Raw genomic sequence first — 1357 nt, forward strand, 5'->3', positions numbered from 1 at the left:
CGCCTTGCCTCACGTCAAGATGTCCGGGTGTGATTCGTGGTTGCCTCACGTGAAATGTCCGCGTGGGTCATGCGGCGGGTCGGGTTCCCTGGGTGCGGGCTGAGGCCAGTTCGATGAGTTGTTGCTGGATCTGGTTGATCCGTCGGGTGATGCGTGCCGGGTTCAGCTTGGCATGCTCGTGCTCGAGGCGCGTCTTGGTCTTGGCGTCGAGGATGCCGTTGTCCAGGAGTCGCTGGTACGGGGTCCGGGGGGTGTCGTAGATCCGCTTCTTTCGGCCGGATCTCGTGGCGGTCCAGCCGGTCGCTTTCACGCAGGGCAGCAGGTGGTTCTTGCGGGCCATCACCAGGTCCCATAGCTCGTTCAGCAGCGTCATTTCCGCGTCGGTCTCGTACCGGTAGCGGAACGCGTGTCTGCGGATCCAGTCGCCGTTGCGTTGCTCGATGTGCGCGTTGTCGTTGTGCTGGTACGGTCGTCCGCGGGTCAGGGGGATGTCGCGGTTGTCGGCCCAGGCGATCACTGACCAGTTCAGGAACTCGGATCCATTGTCGAAGTCCATCCCGGCGATCGGCACCGGCGCGTGCTTCGCGATCCAGTTCAGCCCTTCGTGCACGTGCACGAACGCCTTGTTGCGGACGGTGCGCATCATCGTCCACCCGATCACCGGGTCGGTCGCGTTCAACGTCCACAGGTGCTCGCCCTTGAGGGTGTGGCCGCAGTGCGCGACGGTGTCCAGCTCCAAGAACCCCGGCACGGTCAGCGGGGCATCCATCGCGGTGCGCTGCGGGATCGACGACCGCAGGATGTGCGACGGTTTCGTGCCTGACAGCGCGACCGGGTATGCGGCATCCTTGTGCGGTTTCAGGTACCGGTCGATCGTCGCCGCGGACATCGACCGCAGTTCGTCGAGCACCAGGTCGGTGACCCGAGGGCCGACCTTGCCGAGTTCACCGAACCGGACGAGCCGTTCCAAGGTGTCGTCCATGACCGCGGCGAGGTACTTGCCCGAGGGCTGACCGGACAGCCGCCAGACCTCCTGCAACACCACGAGCGCGTCGTAGGAGTACTTCCGCTCCCGCGGTTTGCGGGGCTGCCGGCCCGCGGGACCGGTCCGGGCGTTCGCGGATCGGATCGCCCGCCGCGCATGATCCCGCGTCCACCCGGTCGCCGCGACGAGCCCGTCGAGGATCTCGCCCTTCGCATGCTTGTCCGCCCGCACATACTCGCGGGCGAACTTCTTCGTGATCTCACGGCGCGCGGCCATCGACAACTCCTGACTCACACGGCCAGAGAACTACGCGGACATTCCTATCTGAGGCAAACGCCACCGTTCCCGGACCTTTTACATGAGTCAAGTCGC

1 protein-coding gene is annotated in these 1357 nt (G+C 65.4%); it reads right to left on the bottom strand.

All coding sequences use genetic code 11. The annotated features are described in order from the left end of the window. Nucleotides 1-67: 67 nt before the first annotated feature. The gene (locus LL236_RS14720) at nucleotides 68-1261 is read right to left on the bottom strand and encodes an integrase (RefSeq protein ID WP_228179575.1); all 1194 of its coding nucleotides are present in this window, start codon (nucleotides 1259-1261) and stop codon (nucleotides 68-70) included. Nucleotides 1262-1357 lie beyond the last annotated feature (96 nt).

It is taken from the genome of Microbacterium schleiferi, assembly GCF_020781975.1.
Classification (GTDB): domain Bacteria; phylum Actinomycetota; class Actinomycetes; order Actinomycetales; family Microbacteriaceae; genus Microbacterium.